We start from the raw sequence: 13,392 nt of genomic DNA, 5'->3' as shown, positions 1-13,392 counted from the left end.
ACCATGGATATCATTCTCCTCGAACGCATCGGCAATCTCGGCAACATCGGTGACGTGGTCACCGTGAAGGACGGCTATGCCCGTAACTTCCTGCTGCCGCAGAAGAAGGCGCTGCGCGCCAACGAAGCCAACAAGAAGGTCTTCGAAGCCAACCGCGATCGTCTCGAAAAGGACAACGCCGAACGCCGCGCCGAAGCTGAAAAGCAGGGCGAAAAAATTGCCGGTGCCGAAGTGGTGCTGATCCGCGCCTCGTCGAACGCCGGCCAGCTCTACGGTTCGGTCAACGTCCGCGACATCGTCATGGGCCTGGCCGACCAGGGCCACCAGATCGACAAGAAGATGGTTGTCATGGGTCACCCCATAAAAACCATCGGCATGCACGATGTCACTATCGCGCTGCACCCGGAAGTCCACGTCACGGTGAAGGCCAATGTCGCCCGCTCCGACGACGAGGCCGAGCTGCAGAGCCAAGGCGTCGACGTGCTGGCGCAGATGTTTGAAGACGAACAGCGCGAGATCGAGGAAGCCGCTGCGGCAACCGCGATCCCTTCGACCCTCGAGCCGGGCGAAATCCCCGCCGAGCTGCTCGAAGACCGCGCCGAGGGCGACGAAGCGTAAGCTTCACCGCCTGTCGCAAGACATTCCGGAAGGGCGCGGCCGCAAGGTTCGCGCCCTTTCTGTTTGTGCGTCGCCTCTCGCCCCAACTTGAAATGTCACGAAATGGCGTTAGGGGCTGGTCATGCAGTCTGTTTCCCAAATCATCGCCGAACTTCACCGGCTCTACGACGCCGCCACCGCAACCCTGCGGGCGGATATCCTTGCCTTTGCCAGCGACGGCACCCTGCCCTCGCCCTCGCGCCGCACCGATGGCACCTATGCCTATCCGGAGCTGCGGCTCCACTTCAAAGGCGAAGGCGGCCCATCCGACCGCAGCCGCGCCTTCGGCCGGCTGGAGCAGGCCGGGACCTATGCCACGACCATCACCCGCCCGGCGCTGTTCGAGGATTACCTTTCCGAGCAGCTCAGCCTGATCGTCGCCGATTACGACGTCGAAATGGACGTCGGCCCTTCGCGGCAGGAGATCGCCTTCCCCTATGTCCTCGACGGCGATGCCGGGGCGCTGATGGCGGGGATCTCGCCGCAGACCATCGCCAAGTACTTCCCCTCGACCGATCTGGCGCTGATCGGCGACGAGCTGGCCGACGGGCACGAGCTGGGCGAGCTCGGTGCACCGATGCCGCTGTCGCTGTTCGACGGGCTGCGGACCGACTACTCGCTCGCCCGCCTGGCGCACTATACCGGCACGCGGACGGAGGACTTCCAGCACTTCATCCTGTTCACCAACTATCACCGCTATGTCGATGAATTCGTGGAATGGGCCGCACGCCAAGTCGGGAGCGACGACTACACCGGACTCACCGGCGCGGGCGGGCTCGACATCCGCGCCGCGACCGATACTGCGCGGCTGCAGCTGTCCGACACGGCCTGGCGCAAGCACCAGATGCCGGCCTACCACCTGATGCGGGATGACAAGAGCGGGATCACGCTGGTCAACATCGGCGTCGGCCCCTCCAACGCCAAGACGATCTGCGACCACCTCGCCGTGCTACGCCCGCACAGCTGGTTGATGATCGGGCATTGTGGCGGCTTGCGCTCGAGCCAGAAGATCGGCGACTTCGTACTCGCCCACGCCTATCTGCGTGACGATCACGTGCTCGACGCGGTGCTGCCGCCGGAAATCCCGATCCCGCCGATTGCCGAAGTGCAGCAGGCGCTGGCGGGCGCAGCCGAGCATGTCTCCGGCCAGCAAGGCTCCAACCTCAAGCAGCGGATGCGCACGGGCACTGTCGTCACCACCGATGACCGCAACTGGGAACTGCTCTACAGCTCCAGCGCCAAGCGCTTCTCGCAAAGCCGCGCCATCGCCATCGAGATGGAAAGCGCCACCATCGCCGCCCAGGGCTACCGCTTCCGCGTCCCCTACGGCACGCTGCTGTGCGTCAGCGACAAGCCGCTCCACGGCGAGATCAAGCTGCCGGGTCAGGCCAATCAGTTCTACGAACAGGCCATCGCCGCCCACCTGCAAATGGGCATCGAAGCCTGCAAGCGCCTGCGCGACGAAGGCGACCGCCTGCACAGCCGCAAACTGCGCGCCTTCAACGAGCCGCCGTTCAGGTAGGGCCTTGTTTTACGACCAAGCACTTTCGTCACCCCGGCCCACGAGCCGGGGTCCCGCTTCTTGCGGGGTAGCGCCAGGCCGCTTGTAAGCGGGACCCCGGATCAAGTCCGGGGTGACGGGAGAAAATTGTTGGGTTAGCCTCTCACCTTGAGAGAGGAGACCACCCACAATGACCGCACCCAACCGCTCCCGTTCCATAGCCGGACGGGTCGCCATCGTCACCGGGGCCGCCAGCGGCATGGGGCGGGCGACGGCGAGGCTGTTTGCGGCCGAGGGGGCCAAGGTGGCGGTGACCGATCTCGACCTTGCGGCCTGCGAGGCAGTGGCGGCGGAGTGCGGCGGGGGCGCCCGCGCCTATGCGCTCGACGTGGCGGACAAGGATGCGATTGCGCGCGTGGTGGCGCAGATCGCGGTGGACTTCGGCGGGATCGATATCCTCGTCAACAATGCCGGCGTCTCCAGCTTCTGCGCGCTCGACGACGATGCCTATGAGGACACCTGGCACCGCGCTGTCGCGGTGATGCTGACTGCGCACCAGCGCATGGTCCGCGCCGCCCTGCCCCACCTGCGCCGCAGCAACGCGCCAAGGATCGTCAATATCGCCAGCACCGAAGGCCTCGGCGCAACCCCCGGCGACACGCCCTATGTCGCGGCCAAGACCGGGGTGACGGGCCTGACCCGCGGCCTCGCGGTCGACCTCGGCCCCGAAGGCATCACCTGCAACTGCATCTGCCCCGGCCCGATTCTCACCGCGATGACCGACAAGGTGCCCGACGAGCACAAGGTCATCTTCGCCAAACGCCGCACCGCCCTCAAACGTTACGGCGACCCGGAGGAAGTGGCGCATATGACGTTGTCGCTGGTGCTCCCAGCGGCAAGCTATATCACCGGCGCGGTGATCCCGGTCGATGGCGGGCTGATGGCGCGGAATGCTTGAAGGTCTTCTGTTAGCGGGGCGTACCTGCTCGCTTGTGCTTACGTCTCTGTAGCCACTCACCAATGATCGCGGCGGCGATACTGATCGCCAAAACAATTGCGAGGAACAACACCAAGCGCCACCATTCGAATGTGCCCGCCAGGACCGATTCTCTCCGCTCGGGCTTGCGAAAGATAACAACACCTAGCAATAGCGCTAGCCAACCGAACGTTCGAAAGACTACATGCCGAAAGAGCAAAGCTTTTGGCTGCGTCGGACCCGCCAACTTGGCTCTGACCTTTTTGCGTTTTTTTGGCATGAGGCTGTCTCCTCACCCCTTCCCCTTCGTCTTGGTCTTCCCGTCCTTCGCGTTCGTCGCGATGAAATCGATGATCATCCCGGCGATATCCTTGCCGGTCGCGCTTTCGATCCCCTCCAGCCCGGGTGAGGAATTGACCTCCATGATCACCGGGCCGTGATTGCTGCGCAGCATGTCGACACCGCACACATTGAGCCCCATGCGCTTGGCCGCGCTGACGGCTGTCGCGCGTTCGGCGGGGGTAATCTTGGCCAGCTCGGCGCTGCCGCCGCGGTGGAGATTGCTGCGGAAATCATCCGCCGCGCCGGTGCGCTTCATCGCCGCCACGACCTTGCCGCCGACCACCAGCGCGCGGATATCCGTCCCGCCGGCTTCCTTGATGAATTCCTGCACCAGGATGTTGACGTTGGCGCCGCGGAAGGCCTCGATCACCGACTTGGCGCTGCTCATCGTCTCGGCCAGCACCACGCCGATGCCCTGCGTCCCTTCCAGCAGCTTGATCACCACCGGCGGGCCGTTGACGGCCTTGATGATCTCCTCGGCCTGCTTGGGATCGTTGGCATAGGCGGTCAGCGGCAGGCCGAGGCCGTGCTTGGCGAGGATCTGCATGCTGCGCAGCTTGTCGCGGCTGCGGCCGATGGCGACGCTTTCGTTGAGAGGCCACACACCCTTCATTTCGAACTGGCGCAGCACGGCGAGGCCGTATTGCGTGATCGAAGCGCCGATGCGCGGGATCACCGCGTCATACTTCGCCACGGTCGCGCCGTTGTAGGTCAGCGTCGGGCGGTGGCTGGCGATGTTCACGGTGCAACGCAGCGTGTTGAGGATGTCGAGAGCATGCCCCCTCTGCTCCGCTGCCTCCTTCAGGCGGCGGTGCGAGTAGAGATCGGGATTGCGCGCCAGCATGGCGATTTTCATTTGAGGATCCTTCGCCGCTCGGCGGCGCTCGACTGGAGGTAACTGCGGCCCGAATCGACCAGGAACCGGCGCCTGAGCGCGGTCCTGCCGATCAGAATTGGAAATTTCATGTCACTGCGGTCAGCCAGGCTGAATTCTGCAGCGAAGCGAAGTTCGCCCAGTTCCAGCACGGTCTTGATGATGTAGCGTTCCTGCGCTTCGCCATTCGAACTGGTGACGATGCGCCGGTCCGCCCGCGGCGCCTCTACCGTAACCGGCTCGCTCGCGCCATGGCCAATATCGAGCAGGAAGCGGACCCAGCGGAGCCCGTCGCGGTCGAAGCGTTCGATCTCGAGGGCATGGAGCGAGGAGGTGCGCGCGCCGGTGTCGATCTTGGCCGGAATGCGCGCGTCGCTCAGCTTCGGCAGGGTGACGAGCTCGCGCCAGCCGACCGTGGCGAGCGGCTTACTCGCCGCCATTGCTGCCGCTTGAGAGAGTGGCGATGGCCAGGCCGTCGCCATCCTCGCCTACCACGAAGCGTCGCAGCACCTTGCCACTGGCATAGTCGACTTCCGCAACGGTGTTGGTGCCGGTTTCGGCGGCATAGATACGGCGGCCATCGGCAGACCAGAGGATCGTGACCTGGAAGCGCGCCTCGGCCTCTTCCTTGCCGCCGATGGGGATCGAACCCTGTTTGGTGGCCGTGGCGAGGTCGATCACCGTCAGCCCGCCATCAGTGAGGTCGGACGTTACCGCGACATCGCCTTGCGGCCTGATGGCCAGACGCAGCGGGAAGCCGCCGGTTGCCACGCGTGACCTGACAGCCAGCGTGTCCGGATCGAGCGCGAATGCCTCGTTCGAACCGCGTGCGGAAACCCACAAGGTGCGGCCGTCGGGCGAAAGGGAGATTCCCTCCGGCTCCTTGCCCATGGCGGCGTGGATGGTGGCAGATTTGCCGACGAGGCCGATCCGCGACACCGTGCCGGAAGCCATGTCGACCGTCCAGGCGGCCGACTGGTCCGGCGCGACTGCGAGCATATGGGTGCCTTCCTGGCCCGTCTTGTATTCGGTCAGCCTCGGCGTCTCGGCCAGCGGGTCCACGATCCGGAAGATCGACGGGCGTCCTTCGGCCGTGGCGTAGATAGCCCCGGAAGGATGCCACACAATTCCGTGCGGCCTGGCCTTTTCGCCCAGATCGATTCGCTTGACCTCGGCAAGATCCGAGGCACGGAAGATCGCAATCGATCGACCGCCGTAGCATCCCAGTGCGACATGCTGCCCGTCAGGTGAGACCGCCAGCTCGTGCGGCGTGGCGCAACTCGGCACCCGCTGGACTTCCTTGCCGGTGGCCAGATCGACCTTGCTCAGCGTGTCCTCGCCCTTGTTGGTGACGAACAGCACCTGCCCAGCCATCGCCGGATCGGCAACCACCGGCGGCGCGGGCAGTTCGGCAGCGGTCGGCGAGCAGCCGGCGAGCGCGACGATGCCCGCCGCCGCCACAAGGACGGGTCTTACCATCCCTGCGGTTTGCCCTTGTTCTGTTCTTCCAGCCATTCCATCAGCGGCGCGAAGTATTCGATCATGGCTTCGCCGCTCATCTCGCGGCTGCCGGTGAAGGCTTCAAGCGCGTCAGGCCACGGCTTCGACGCGCCCATTTGCAGCATGGCATTGAGCTTCGCGCCGACATCCTTGTTGCCGTAGAAGCTGCAGCGATGCAGCGGGCCCTGCCACCCGGCCGCATCGCAAGCCGCCTTGTAGAACTGGAACTGCAAGATCCGGGCGAGGAAATAGCGCGTGTAGGGAACGCTTGCAGGGATGTGATACTTCGCACCGGCGTCGAAGGCGTCATCGGGCCGCTCGACCGGCGGAACAATGCCCTGGTAATCGAGCCGCAATTGGTTCCACGCGGTGTTGTAATCCGCCGGCGCGGTCGAACCGTCGAAGATGCCCCAGCGGTATTTGTCGACCAGATGGGCGAAGGGCAGGAAAGCCACCTTGTCCAGCGCCTGCCGCAGCAGCAGGCCGATGTCCTTCTCCGCGCCCGGCACCTGTTCGGGCTCCAGCATGCCGATCTGGACGAGGTACTCCGGCGTGATCGAAAGCGCGATCATGTCGCCGATCGCCTCGTGGAACCCGTCGTTGGCGCCGTCGAGATGGATGAAATCCTGTTCCTTGTAGGCGCGCTGGTAATAGTTGTGGCCCAGCTCGTGATGGATCACGACGAAGTCATCGCCGTTGCGCTTGATGCACATTTTGATCCGGATATCGTCCTTGTTGTCGAGATCCCACGCGCTGGCGTGGCACACCACTTCGCGGTCAGCCGGCTTGGTGAACATGCTGCGCTGCCAGAAGGTCTCCGGCAGCGGATCGAAACCGAGCGAGGAGAAGAAGCCCTCGCCCACCTTGACCATGTCCTTCTCGCTCAGGCCCTTTTCCTCGATCAGCGAGGTCAGGTCATAGCCGATGTCGCCGGCGCCCTCGGGCGCGACTAGCGGGTAGATATTGCCCCATTCCTGCGCCCACATATTGCCGAGCAGGTCGGCGCGGATCGGGCCGGTCTTGGGCTGGACGGCATCGCCGTATTTCTCATTGAGCTTCCAGCGGACGTAGGTGTGGAGCGCCATGTAGAGCGGCTTCACATCCTCCCACAGTTGTTCCTTGGCGGCGGCGAAGTCATCGGCGCTCATGTCATAGTTCGAACGCCACATGGCGCCGGCATCGGCAAAACCAAGTTCCTGTGCGCCCTGGTTGGCGATCTCGACCATGCGGACATATTCGTCCTTCATCGGCGCGCCTACCTGATCATGCCAGCTGGTCCACATTTCGGCGAACTGCTCAGGCGTGTGCGACATGTTGCCCATCTCGGCTTCGATATCGCTGCCGCTGATGGGCTGGCCGTCGAGCGTGCCCTTGCCCTTGCCGTATTGCCCCGACAGGCTGGTGGCGATCTTCGCCAGCTCGGCCGCTGAACCCTCTGTCGTCGGTGCGGGCAGGACGATGCCGGTGCGCAGACGGGTGAGCTTGCGGGCGACCTCGGGATCGAGCCCCTCGACCTGCGCGTATTTCGCGGCCTGGAGCGCGTATTTGACCGATTTCTCCGTCCCTTCCGCACTCACTTCAGCCAGCAGAGCTTCGGTATCGTCGGTGATGTAGGTCTCGTTGATCCACGCAACCTTTTGCGCACGGTTGCTGAAGCTGGCGAGGTCCGCCTCGACCATTGCCACCCAGTCCGCAGCGCCCTGCGGGGTCATGGGGAATTCGGCGGGGGCTCCGGCCTCGGCAGGGGCATGATGTTCTGCATAGGCCGGTGCGGCCATGGCCAGAGCGAGCGCGGTCAGCGCTGGGGTTATGATCTTCATCGGGACTGTTATCCTCTCTCGGCAAACCGGTTGCGATTGAGACCGGTTTGGACTGCCGGGGCGGCAAATTCAAGCGGCCATCAGGCCGTCGGTGCTGCCCGCCGTTCCAACAAGAGCCCCACGATGGGGAGCACCAAACAGGCCGTCCAGCCGGCGATCTTGGGATATTGCATGGCCGCTGCAATTGCGGCCTTGGTATCGTCACCCCTGCCAACGGCCAACTGCATCACCTCAAGAACGGTTTCCGTCATGTCGGTAGCGAAGAAGACGACCGCCAAAATCGACAGTAGCCAGCCGATTGCCCGCATGCCGCGTTGCAGGAAATAGAGGCCGCCCAAGAGGCTGCCGAGTCCGTAGAGAACGATGAACGCGATATCGCTCAACATCGCTGTAAGCGCTGCGCGATAGACCCCTGCCTGAGCCCATTCTGCCTGGATGAAGTCGACCCTCGCTGCAGTCGCTGCAGTCTGGTGCTCCATGATCCCGCCCGGCACGCTGGGGATCGCGAGCGGTCCGTGCAGCCAGATGGCGACACCGAAGGCCGCCAGGCCGCCGAGCCAGACCAGCAGGAAACGCTTGCGGGAGATCATGCGGTTTCCTCCAGCCAGCGGACGATCGCCTCACCCAGTTCGGGCTTGGTTACGCTGGACATGTGGGTGCCGGGCACCTCGACATAGGCCGCGTCGGGCAGCAGGGCGGCGAGCTCCGGCGCGGAGCCGTTGTCGCGGTCCTCGGCCCCGCAGACTACCAGCGCGGGCATAGTGACATTGGCCAGCAGCGCCAGATCAAGGTCCGGCAGGGCCTGGAGCAGCATGCGCGCTGCCACCCGGTCGGTCCCCTGGCTCTTGAGGAACTGGCGCGAGAAATAGGCCGGGTCGTCGCGGTCGATGGTGTCGAACTCGTCGATCACGCGCAGGAAATGGGCCGCTCGTTTGCTCCACTCCCCCAGACCCGCCGTGCCCATCCCGCCGATGACGAGACGCTGGGGGTGCAGAACGCCCTGCGCCACAGCATGCAGTGAGGTGCGTGCACCGAGCGAAAAGCCGCCCAAAACATAGCCGTCCAGCGCAAGATGATCGACCAGCGCCGCGACATCGCGCACCAGCACGTTCCCGGGGTACTTCGCCGGATCATGCGGCGCCTCGCTCTCGCCGTGGACACGGAAGTCGAGCATCAGCACTTCGTAGCCTGCCGCCGCGATGCCTGCTGCGTGGCCCCAGCGGATCCAGTTCATGTCGGCGTTTGAGAACAGCCCGTGCAACAGAACAAAGGGCGGTCCGCTGCCCATCCGGTGCAGCGCCAACCCGACCCCGTCGAATGACGCGAAACGCTCGGTCTTTAACCCGTCCATGGAGAAGCCGACTAGCCAATGGCGCAGAGCTTATCCAGCCGCATCTGCAACCACGCCAGATCAAACCGGATTGCTCTTAATAAGCATACTTATTATATGCGCACACATGGACAAGAATCTCGCCTGGTTGATGTCGGACAGCACACGCCTTTTGCGCCGTGCGTTCGAAGAGCGCGTGCGAGTCACCGGCATTACCGCGCCGCAGGCGCGGCTGCTGCTGGCGCTCGATCGTTCGCCGGGCGAAAACCAGGCCTTCTACGCCGATCGTCTCGAAGTCGAACCGATAACCCTGTGCCGGATGGTCGACCGGATGGAGGAAGGCGGGCTGGTCGAACGTCGCCACGATCCGGCGGATCGCCGCGCCCGGCTGCTCCACCTCACCGCCACGGCCGAAGGTGAAGTCGCCCGCATCCGCAGTGCCCTCGACGGGATGCTGGACCAGATGGTCGCCGGCCTCGACGAGCGCGAGCAGGACGAGCTTCTGCGAATGCTGCAAGTCGTAACCCGGAACCTCACACCTTCTGCCAGGGTGGAAAGTGTCGCCCATGGCTGATGCCGATGCCGTGATGCCTGCCATGCAAAATCAGCCTGACGCCCCGGCTCCGGCCCTTGTCGCGAAGCAGCGCCGTCGGGGCCGGCTTGCCGTGATGGTATCGGTGCCCCTGCTGCTGGCCGTCGGCGCGTTACTTTACTGGTCGAGCCTGCAGGGCAAGGTCAGCACCGATAACGCCTATGTCCAGCAGGACCGGGTGTCGATCTCGGCCGAGGTTGGGGGGCGGATCGTCGAAGTGCTGGTTGGCGACGGCCAGCAAGTGGCCACAGGCGATCTGCTGTTCCGCATCGACGAGGAACCCTACCGCGTCCAGATCGCCGAAGCCAACGCCAGCATCGCGCAGGCGCAGGCCAGCCGCATCGCGCTTGGCAGCGATGCCGATTTGTCCGGCGCCGCGATCTCGGCCGCGCGCGAGGACATCGCCTTTGCCGAGGCCAACTATGCCCGCAAGGATGCGCTGTTCGAGCGCGGCTTCCTGACCAAGGCCGACCATGACGCTGCATTGCACCAGCTCAACGAAGCGCGCGAGGAGCTGCGCATGGCGCAGGCCCGTCGAGCAGAAGCTCGCGGACGCCTGGCGGTGGGTGCTGCAGTCCCCGGGAAAGACCCGGCCATCGCCGCCGGGGAAGCGCGCAAGGCCGCTGCCGAACTCAACATTCGCCGCACCGAAGTCCGCGCACCCATTGCAGGTATCGTGACCCAGGCGGACCGGCTCCAGATCGGCCAGCAGGTCGTGCAGGGCCTGCCGGTCCTGACGCTTGTCGAAGACAGCAGTTCTTATGTCGAAGCCAATTTCAAGGAAACCGACCTCGCCGACATGGCGGTCGGCCAGCGCGCCGAAATCCGCCTCGACGCCTATCCCGGACTGGTGCTCGAAGGCGTGGTGGAGAGCATCGGTGCCGGCACGGGTTCGGAATTCTCCGTCCTGCCGGCCCAGAATGCGACCGGTAACTGGGTCAAGGTGACCCAGCGCGTTCCGGTGCGCATCCGCATCAAGAGCAAGAGCCCGCGCCGCCTGATCGCCGGCCTCTCGACCGAAGTCACCGTCTTCACTGACGAGCAGTAGCCCATGGCGAGCGCGGCCTTACCCGCCGGTGCCATGGCGCAGAGCGATTCCCCCGCCCATCCCGTCCGCAACCAGCCCCTGCTGATGATCGGGATCATGGCGGCTTCGCTGATCCAGATCCTCGACACCACCATCGCCAATGTCGCGATCCCGCATATGCAGAGCAGCCTCGGCGCCACCGCCGAAAGCATTACCTGGGTGCTGACGAGCTATATCATCGCCAGCGCCGTCGCTATGCCGATCACCGGATGGCTGGCGGATCGCGTCGGCGGGCGCAGGCTGTTCATCCTCTCCGTCATCGGCTTCATCGTCACATCGATGCTGTGCGGGCTGGCGCAGAACCTCGAGGAAATGGTCCTGTTCCGGGCCCTGCAGGGCATCACCGGCGCGTTCATCCCGCCGCTGAGCCAGAGCTTCATGCTCGATACTTCGCGCCCCAGCCGCCACGCGCAGGTGATGGCGATCTGGGGCCTCGGAATCATGCTTGGCCCGATCCTGGGGCCGGTGCTGGGTGGCTGGCTGACCGAGACTGCCAACTGGCGCTGGGTGTTCTTCGTCAACCTGCCGATCGGGTTGTTGGCGCTGGCCATCCTGATGGCCGAGCTGCCGCACCGCGACGCCAAGGCGCGGCGGTTCGACCTGTTCGGCTTCATCATGCTGGGCACGGCGTTGACCGCGCTGCAACTGATGCTTGACCGCGGCACGCAGCTCGACTGGTTCGCATCGGGTGAGATCTGGCTCTATGCCCTGCTCGCTGCCAGCACTGGCTGGATCGCCGTGATCCATTTCGCCACCGCAGGCGAGCCGCTGTTCGACAAGGCTATTTTCGCCGACCGCAACTTCATCATCGCGCTCACCTTCATGCTGGTGATCGGCGTGGTGATGTTCGCCAATATGGCACTGATGCCGCCGATGCTGCAGCGCCTGTTCGGCTATGGCGTGATCGACACCGGCATCGTGCTGATGCCGCGCGGCGTGGGAGTGATGCTGAGCATGCAGCTGTCCGGCCTGCTGCTGCGCAAGGGCGTGGATCCCCGCCTGATCGTCGGCACAGGCTTTGCCATCGCCGCCTGGTCGCAGTGGCTGATGGCCGGATGGTCGCTGGAGACCGACGAGTGGCACTTCATCAGCACCGGGCTGATCCAGGGCCTTGGCCTCGGGCTGGTGTTCATCCCGCTCAATGTCACTGCCTTCTCGACCCTGCCCGGCCGCTTGCGCACCGACGGGTCGAGCCTGCTTAACCTGTCACGCTCGCTCGGCGCTTCCGTGGGAATATCGATCACCACCCTGCTGCTGGGCGTCAACATCCAGACAGCGCACCAGGAACTGGGCAGCCATGTCACCTCGGCCACGGTCAATTCCGTCGATATCTCCGCACTCGACCGCTTTCAGCCAGCAGGCGACGTGGTCATGCGGATGATCGACAACGAGGTGAACCGGCAAGCGGCGATGATCGCCTATGTCGATGACTTCTATCTGATGATGTGGCTCGCCCTGGCAGCGATCCCGCTGGTGTTCGTGATGCGCAAGGCCGGGCCACCTGCGGGGCCGCGCTAGCGCTTCTCCAGCCCCTTCTGCTCCATCCGCCACTTGGCCATCTCGATCCGGTCCTGGCCGAAGAACGGTTCGCCCTCGAACACAAGTGTCGGCACACCCCAGTGCCCGCCCGCCTCGAGCGCGTCCTGGTTGGCGGCGATTTCGGCGTCGAGCACTTCAGCCTCGGAGCTCACTTCTGCGTCCAGTTCGGCAAGGTCGAGCCCGGCCCGTCCGGCGGCTCCGGCCAAGTGGTCGCCCTCGTGCCAGTTCTCCGCCCCGCCCCATATCAGCCGCCCGGCTTCGGCGGCAAAGGCCAATCCCTTGCCCCGTCGCGCGGCCGCCTGACCCAACCGGGTGACACGGCGGATATACGGTTGGTCAGCCGCAATCTCGCGGGTCTGGACATTCTGGATGATCGGATCGGGTCGCGGCGGGCCGAACGGGATGCCGTGAAACTGCGCCACACGGAACATGTCGCGAAAGGTGTAGCCGAGCCAGTTGGGATGGTTACGCTCGAAAAAATCGGGCTGCCGCACCGCCAACGGATAGACCGGGCGCAGCGCGATATCGACGGTGTGAGTCTCGGTCAGCTTGCGGTACCGCCCGATGGCGAGATAGCTGTAGGGAGAGCGGAAGCTGAAGAAGAGGTCGGCGTGCAGGGTCATGCCCGCCTTGTTGCGCGGATCAGCGGAAGAAGCAATTCACCCCGGCATAGAGGCTCGTCACCTTGTCGCCTTCGAGAAAGCCACCAACCGCTTCGCCCAAGGCAAACTCCTCGCCCAGGGTGCTGCCTTCGATCGGCAGGAACTGCGGCGAGGCAGTGATGCGGTCACGCGAGGTGCCGACGGTGATGCCGTTTTCAAGCGCGACCTTGGGATTGGCTTCGTTGTAGAACCAGCCGACCAGACGGTCCTGCTGGAAATTGGCGGTCAGTCCACCGGGATAGCTGGTGAACTGCATCGGCCCCGCGCCGCACTCGCGGTTCTCGTCGCGGCCCTCGGGTTCGCCCATTACGCTTGCCAGCGCCGCCTCCGCCTCGGCGCGCTCCTGCGAGAAGGCGATGGTCTTATCACCCGCCGCAAAACCGCCCCCGCCAAGGACGATGGACTGGCTCGCGGCGGCCACATCGCTCGCCGCCGGTGGCGTGACTTCGCTGCCGCAACCGGCCAGCGCAAGACTGACGACGATCCCGCAAAGCAGACTGCGTTGCACAGCC

General features: G+C 64.7%; 14 protein-coding genes. 6 read left to right on the top strand and 8 right to left on the bottom strand.

Annotation, left to right across the window (positions count from 1 at the left end; translation table 11 throughout):
• The first annotated feature begins 3 nt into the window (after positions 1-3).
• The 3 genes from rplI to LY632_RS07435 all read left to right on the top strand — a co-directional run bounded on the left by rplI (position 4) and on the right by LY632_RS07435 (position 3,116).
• Entirely contained in the window at positions 4-618 is a 615-nt protein-coding gene (gene rplI / locus LY632_RS07445; protein ID WP_234090517.1) for a 50S ribosomal protein L9, read from the top strand.
• Between the two features lie 121 nt (positions 619-739).
• Entirely contained in the window at positions 740-2,179 is a 1,440-nt protein-coding gene (locus LY632_RS07440; protein WP_234090516.1) for an AMP nucleosidase, read from the top strand.
• Positions 2,180-2,348: 169 nt separating this feature from the next.
• On the top strand, positions 2,349-3,116 hold the full coding sequence (locus LY632_RS07435; protein WP_234090515.1) for an SDR family NAD(P)-dependent oxidoreductase: 768 nt from the start codon (positions 2,349-2,351) through the stop codon (positions 3,114-3,116).
• Positions 3,117-3,426: 310 nt separating this feature from the next.
• Here the strand turns inward: LY632_RS07435 and rimK are convergent, their stop codons facing one another.
• The 6 genes from rimK to LY632_RS07405 all read right to left on the bottom strand — a co-directional run bounded on the left by rimK (position 3,427) and on the right by LY632_RS07405 (position 9,021).
• Positions 3,427-4,332: a 30S ribosomal protein S6--L-glutamate ligase gene (gene rimK / locus LY632_RS07430; protein WP_234090514.1), complete on the bottom strand. Its 906-nt coding sequence runs from the start codon at positions 4,330-4,332 to the stop codon at positions 3,427-3,429.
• Complete coding sequence (locus LY632_RS07425) at positions 4,329-4,790, bottom strand: RimK/LysX family protein (protein WP_234090513.1); 462 nt, start codon at positions 4,788-4,790, stop codon at positions 4,329-4,331. Before LY632_RS07425 ends, rimK begins: the two co-directional genes overlap by 4 nt.
• A complete protein-coding gene (locus tag LY632_RS07420; protein WP_234090512.1) occupies positions 4,777-5,829 on the bottom strand; it encodes a YncE family protein in 1,053 nt (350 codons plus the stop codon). Before LY632_RS07420 ends, LY632_RS07425 begins: the two co-directional genes overlap by 14 nt.
• Entirely contained in the window at positions 5,823-7,670 is a 1,848-nt protein-coding gene (locus LY632_RS07415; RefSeq protein WP_234090511.1) for a M2 family metallopeptidase, read from the bottom strand. Before LY632_RS07415 ends, LY632_RS07420 begins: the two co-directional genes overlap by 7 nt.
• Positions 7,671-7,750: 80 nt before the next feature.
• Positions 7,751-8,260 (bottom strand): hypothetical protein, encoded by a 510-nt coding sequence (locus tag LY632_RS07410; protein WP_234090510.1) that lies wholly within the window; start codon positions 8,258-8,260, stop codon positions 7,751-7,753.
• Entirely contained in the window at positions 8,257-9,021 is a 765-nt protein-coding gene (locus tag LY632_RS07405) for an alpha/beta fold hydrolase (protein ID WP_234090509.1), read from the bottom strand. Before LY632_RS07405 ends, LY632_RS07410 begins: the two co-directional genes overlap by 4 nt.
• A gap of 106 nt (positions 9,022-9,127) precedes the next feature.
• Here LY632_RS07405 and LY632_RS07400 point away from each other — a divergent pair, with 106 nt between their 5' ends.
• From LY632_RS07400 to LY632_RS07390, 3 genes are read left to right on the top strand one after another with little or no spacing between them, the layout of a single operon-like run.
• On the top strand, positions 9,128-9,574 hold the full coding sequence (locus tag LY632_RS07400) for a MarR family winged helix-turn-helix transcriptional regulator (protein WP_234090508.1): 447 nt from the start codon (positions 9,128-9,130) through the stop codon (positions 9,572-9,574).
• On the top strand, positions 9,567-10,640 hold the full coding sequence (locus LY632_RS07395) for an HlyD family secretion protein (RefSeq protein ID WP_234090507.1): 1,074 nt from the start codon (positions 9,567-9,569) through the stop codon (positions 10,638-10,640). Before LY632_RS07400 ends, LY632_RS07395 begins: the two co-directional genes overlap by 8 nt.
• Positions 10,641-10,643: 3 nt before the next feature.
• A complete protein-coding gene (locus LY632_RS07390; protein WP_234090506.1) occupies positions 10,644-12,197 on the top strand; it encodes a DHA2 family efflux MFS transporter permease subunit in 1,554 nt (517 codons plus the stop codon).
• Here LY632_RS07390 and LY632_RS07385 read toward each other — a convergent pair.
• Together LY632_RS07385 and LY632_RS07380 are read right to left on the bottom strand one after the other, a co-directional pair.
• Positions 12,194-12,841, bottom strand: a complete 648-nt coding sequence (locus tag LY632_RS07385) for a 2-hydroxychromene-2-carboxylate isomerase (RefSeq protein WP_234090505.1) — start codon at positions 12,839-12,841, stop codon at positions 12,194-12,196. The genes LY632_RS07390 and LY632_RS07385 overlap by 4 nt on opposite strands.
• Positions 12,842-12,860: 19 nt before the next feature.
• The gene (locus LY632_RS07380) at positions 12,861-13,388 is read right to left on the bottom strand and encodes an aspartate-semialdehyde dehydrogenase (protein ID WP_234090504.1); all 528 of its coding nucleotides are present in this window, start codon (positions 13,386-13,388) and stop codon (positions 12,861-12,863) included.
• Between the last annotated feature and the right edge of the window lie 4 nt (positions 13,389-13,392).

Source organism: Erythrobacter sp. SDW2, from assembly GCF_021431965.1.
Taxonomy (GTDB): domain Bacteria; phylum Pseudomonadota; class Alphaproteobacteria; order Sphingomonadales; family Sphingomonadaceae; genus Parerythrobacter.
Note: the sequence above shows the minus strand (reverse complement) of the source record. Positions and strands in the feature narration are given on the sequence as shown.

Coding starts and splice junctions, on each gene's coding strand:
- LY632_RS07415 (WP_234090511.1), bottom strand. CDS start 7,670: ATGAAGATCATAACCCCAGCGCTGACCGCGCTCGCTCTGGCCATGGCC.
- LY632_RS07390 (WP_234090506.1), top strand. CDS start 10,644: ATGGCGAGCGCGGCCTTACCCGCCGGTGCCATGGCGCAGAGCGATTCC.
- rplI (WP_234090517.1), top strand. CDS start 4: ATGGATATCATTCTCCTCGAACGCATCGGCAATCTCGGCAACATCGGT.
- LY632_RS07400 (WP_234090508.1), top strand. CDS start 9,128: ATGGACAAGAATCTCGCCTGGTTGATGTCGGACAGCACACGCCTTTTG.
- LY632_RS07420 (WP_234090512.1), bottom strand. CDS start 5,829: ATGGTAAGACCCGTCCTTGTGGCGGCGGCGGGCATCGTCGCGCTCGCC.
- LY632_RS07395 (WP_234090507.1), top strand. CDS start 9,567: ATGGCTGATGCCGATGCCGTGATGCCTGCCATGCAAAATCAGCCTGAC.
- LY632_RS07385 (WP_234090505.1), bottom strand. CDS start 12,841: ATGACCCTGCACGCCGACCTCTTCTTCAGCTTCCGCTCTCCCTACAGC.
- LY632_RS07435 (WP_234090515.1), top strand. CDS start 2,349: ATGACCGCACCCAACCGCTCCCGTTCCATAGCCGGACGGGTCGCCATC.
- LY632_RS07405 (WP_234090509.1), bottom strand. CDS start 9,021: ATGGACGGGTTAAAGACCGAGCGTTTCGCGTCATTCGACGGGGTCGGG.
- LY632_RS07440 (WP_234090516.1), top strand. CDS start 740: ATGCAGTCTGTTTCCCAAATCATCGCCGAACTTCACCGGCTCTACGAC.
- rimK (WP_234090514.1), bottom strand. CDS start 4,332: ATGAAAATCGCCATGCTGGCGCGCAATCCCGATCTCTACTCGCACCGC.
- LY632_RS07410 (WP_234090510.1), bottom strand. CDS start 8,260: ATGATCTCCCGCAAGCGTTTCCTGCTGGTCTGGCTCGGCGGCCTGGCG.
- LY632_RS07425 (WP_234090513.1), bottom strand. CDS start 4,790: ATGGCGGCGAGTAAGCCGCTCGCCACGGTCGGCTGGCGCGAGCTCGTC.